This is a genomic window from Intestinibacter sp. (genome assembly GCF_051866655.1).
Taxonomy (GTDB): Bacteria; Bacillota; Clostridia; order Peptostreptococcales; family Peptostreptococcaceae; genus Intestinibacter.
In genome coordinates, this window is record NZ_JBJDXL010000239.1 from 1 (window position 1) to 4,462 (window position 4,462).

The window sequence follows — 4,462 nt, forward strand, 5'->3', positions numbered from 1 at the left end:
CGTTTTCTGAGAAAACTGGTTTTTCACCTGTGTTCATCAGCATAAAGCAGCCTGTTCCATATGTATTTTTTGCCTCACCTGGTTTGAAGCAGGTTTGACCAAATAGTGCTGCCTGTTGATCTCCAGCTGCTCCTGATATCGGAATTTCTCCTCCAAAAAATGCAGAGTCACAATATCCATAAATTTCACTAGATTGTTTAACCTCTGGAAGCATTGATTTTGGAATGTTTAATTCCGCTAAAATCTCATCGTCCCATTTTAGCTCCTTAATATTAAAAAGCAGAGTTCTAGAAGCATTTGAATAATCAGTCACATGAACCTTACCCTTAGTAAGCTTCCAAATAAGCCAAGTCTCAACTGTCCCAAACAGCAATTCTCCATTTTCAGCTCTCTCTCTAACACCTTCTACATTGTCTAAAATCCATTTTAACTTAGTCCCAGAAAAATAAGCATCTATTATAAGACCTGTTTTTTCTCTAAATTTATCTGTAAGACCCTTTTCCTTAAGCTCGTCACAGTATTCAGATGTTCTTCTACACTGCCAAACTATTGCGTGATAGACAGGTTCACCAGTATTTTTGTCCCAAACTATAGTAGTCTCTCTTTGGTTAGTTATCCCTATAGCCGCTATATCCTCTGCAGTCGCACCAATTTTTGCCATAGCCTCGACTGCCACCCCTAGCTGAGATGACCATATTTCATTTGCATCGTGCTCTACCCATCCAGGCTTTGGAAAATACTGAGTAAATTCCTTTTGTGCCACGCTAATTACTTGACCCTTTTTATCGAATAATATACATCTATTGCTAGTCGTACCAGCATCTAACGCCATAATATATTTGCTCATAGCTTCTCCTTTCATATGCATTGTAAATAACAATTATATTTATATATTATTATAGTTTACAATGTAAGAAATTTATACAAAAAAACTGAATCCTATTGAATTTGGACTCAGTTCTTTATTTTTATTAATCTAAAAGCTGATTGATATCGTATAAAACATCTAATAAAAATTCATCTAGCTTGTCTATAGATCTATTGTATAGAAAATCTGGTATTTCGTAAAAAGCCTCAGCTATACTACCAGCTATAGCAGCTATCGTATCACTGTCACCGCCTATTGATATCGCCTTTGATATTACACTGCAGAAATCCTCTCCTTCTAGAAATGCTGTTATCGCATGTGGTACAGAGCCTTGACAGCTTACATCAAATTTATAAATCGGTCTGATTTCATCTAGAGTAAAATCTAAATAGTAGTACTTAGATACATAGTCTTTAATATCTTCCTTATTAGCACCATTTCTAAGTAAGAATATACAACCAGCTACTACTTTAGCTCCCTTTATTCCTTCAAAATGATCATGCGTTATTTTTGCAGATATTTCAGCTAAAAGCTCTGCCTCCTCTAAAGAATTTGCTATCCAACCACAATACGCAACTCTCATAGCTGAGCCATTTCCCCAGCTGTTATATGGCTTAGGATTTTCAGAATCTATCCACTGAATGAAGGTTCCTCCATATCCTGCATTTGGATACATTCTACCAAAATCCTGCATTTCCTTTTGTATAGATAAATACAAATCATCTTGTCTATCCTTGTTGCCTATTATATCAAGCGATTTTCTATCTTTATCATCTTTAATCACATTATAAATTCCCTTTGCTACTGCCAAAGCCATAACAGTATCGTCAGTAAACTCACTTCTTTTATTTATCAAATCTTTACGATCTAGGCTGTATTTTATATTTTTAAATTCATATGTAGAACCAGCTATATCCCCTATTATTGTTCCATACATTTTATACATTTAATCACATCCTTTTTTATGTTCACGACTATCAAGTTCATCCCACATTTTTATCATAGTATCGGCAAATACTAGCTCTTTTCCAGTCCATCCATAAAGTATATTAGTTCTGTATCCATACTCTGGAACCACTACATTTTTGTAGCCAGCTGTTTGGATTGAGAATACATTTACTTTAGGATTTACATATTTTCTATAATCCTCGATTAATTTCGCCACATCAACATGTATTTCATATTTGCCTATACAATATCCTTGATCTTTGTATTCTTCAACGCCTTTTGATGTACCATAAAGACCACCATGACCTGCTTGCATATCTGAATATATGAAGATATTATCCCAATGCTGCTTTTTATTTATCGCATCTCTGAAAAATATCCATACACCATTTTCTGTAGCAAATCCTACATCTTTTCGTGCTGATTTAGACATATTTTTAGATTGAGTTAAGATGCCAGTTCTTTTTGAAACTGGATACTCTATCAATTCATCGCCGAAGGCGAATACATGTCCATCATCAGAATTTACAGCTCCTATCATTGAGCTTAGGTTGTCGATTTCACCAACTGTAACTGTCCCAAATTCTGATGTACAAGTTCCCCAGGCGGAGCCTGAATTATCTGATAGAAACGCTGATTTACCCTTTAGCTTAGGTAAATTATCACACGCAATATCCAAGCATTCATTCAGTCCATCTAAAATTACTCCCTTATTATTCACATTGCGATCTATTTCTACAGCATTGTAAGCACTCATATATCTAAATGGAAATTGTTTGCCTGCTCTAACGCCCTTTTTCAAGTCCTCCATAATTTCTTTAGTTTTTTCTAAATCATCTATCTCCTTAAAAATTCCTCTTAAATTTCTAAGAAGCGCCATATGATTCATTTTTATAGTATCTAAAATTTCAGTCCACGACTTGCCACCTGCTCTTAGATTTTCCCAAGTCAAATCGTTTTCTTCGACCTCTATATTGCCAGTTTGCATAAGCTCATCTATAATCTTACTATTTGCATGAGTTATTCTAACTGCATCTATCACACCTATTTCCTTATTTTTATATTTTTTTAATTCATAGGCGCGAGCCTTTTCTAATCTCTTTTTTATTGATTTTTTTAAAATTCCTGGTAAATTATTTTTAGATTTGTTTATATATAAGTAGTAAGTCAACTGACTCAGTGGATCATCACATCTTCTCATAACTCTTTGATTTATCTCATCAAACAGCCCTGGATGTTTTTCAGTAAACTCAGCTCTATGCTTTGACATAGCTGCTCTTACCATTATTACTTGAGGATTTAATCTCATAAAATAATCCTCTCTCAAGATCTTAGCCCATCTCAAAGTCGCCTCAAAATCATACTCCAAAGCATCATCGATAACCTCTTCCATTATTTCCTTAGTAGTTTTATCACTTACTAATGAAATATCAAACACTGAATAAGGTGCAAACAAACGGTGTATCGAATTTCTAATTTCTCTTTTTAAACCTGACTCACAGAATTTCCCATCTATATAATACTGTGGCTCACCAAATATAGATGATGCAGTTACCATCTTCATAGTATCTAAAGGATTTATTTCATAAGAATATCCACCCATAAAGTTTTCTACTCTACCATTTTCATTGATAGAATTTTCTTTTGTTATTTTTTTTACTTCTTTGCCCATTTTACTCATATTCATGGCCTCCTTGAATAAAAACTGTATTAGCTGTAAATTTGCACAAAAATACACATCTATACTATGTAAAATCTCTGTTTATTTGCACAAAAATAAAACCAACTAATATCTCTCCAAAAATTATTAAATTTTCTTTTTAAATGAATTGCTACGGTATGTACTTTAGAAAAGACCCTCCATATCTTTATGAGTATTTGTAAATACCTACGAATATTGACTATGATTTGTTTTAAAAATTTTATTTAATTTTAATTAATTAAATTTAATTTATATAGACATGCTCATCTCTACTTAACGCATATAGTAGTTCATATCTATATGACAAATTAGCGTTTATAAATGTTCTTTAAATATGTACTCTTCTTACCTGTATTCGATGAAATCATAGTTCCCGCTATAGGCATATATTTATTTGGTTAAGACAGGTCTACGAATACTATCTATGAAAATGTAATATCAAATTAAATAAACTTAGCAGGTTTATCGATGGACTCATAGATTCCGCTATAGACCTTTATTTTTAATTTTTATATTATGAATTATAACACAGATTTTTATTTTAGCAAGAAAAATTTTCAAAATTTTTCCATTTTTAATCGAAATTTTCTAACAAATTTCAAATTTATTATTCTAGCTTTATATCATTCTTATTCACAAAAAATTACAATCATTCTCCAATACCACTATCTTATCCACTGTAACCATTATGAATATGTTAAATAACTTTGTGATTAATATTATTATTTTTGCCGAAGGCATATTTTATTTTTTACATGCTACAAAATTATAAAACAATCACTACAATAATTCTACAAATCTATTTTTTATCATATACTGAGTGATATAAAGATCCCCAGTCGCTAATTCCATAAATAATTCCTTTATTCGATTAAATTCTTTATATTTTTTACTTATAAATAAAAACTTAAACCATGTCAAATAATTATTTAAATATTTAGTAG

The 4,462-nt window shown here is 31.8% G+C and carries 3 protein-coding genes; all 3 read right to left on the reverse strand.

The window, feature by feature from the left end:
• Window positions 1-847: FGGY family carbohydrate kinase (locus ACI3VO_RS07120; RefSeq protein ID WP_439757241.1), on the reverse strand; the 847-nt coding region annotated here is incomplete at its 3' end.
• 124 nt (window positions 848-971) lie between these two features.
• On the reverse strand, window positions 972-1,814 hold the full coding sequence (locus ACI3VO_RS07125; RefSeq protein ID WP_439757242.1) for an ADP-ribosylglycohydrolase family protein: 843 nt from the start codon (window positions 1,812-1,814) through the stop codon (window positions 972-974).
• Window positions 1,815-3,497 carry a TROVE domain-containing protein gene (locus tag ACI3VO_RS07130; RefSeq protein WP_439757243.1) on the reverse strand — a complete coding sequence of 561 codons (1,683 nt, stop codon included), beginning with the start codon at window positions 3,495-3,497 and terminating at the stop codon, window positions 1,815-1,817.
• Window positions 3,498-4,462 lie beyond the last annotated feature (965 nt).

Bases quoted from the DNA above. Each gene is read 5' to 3' on its own strand.
- ACI3VO_RS07130 (WP_439757243.1), bottom strand. From the start codon at position 3,497: ATGAGTAAAATGGGCAAAGAAGTAAAAAAAATAACAAAAGAAAATTCT.
- ACI3VO_RS07125 (WP_439757242.1), bottom strand. From the start codon at position 1,814: ATGTATAAAATGTATGGAACAATAATAGGGGATATAGCTGGTTCTACA.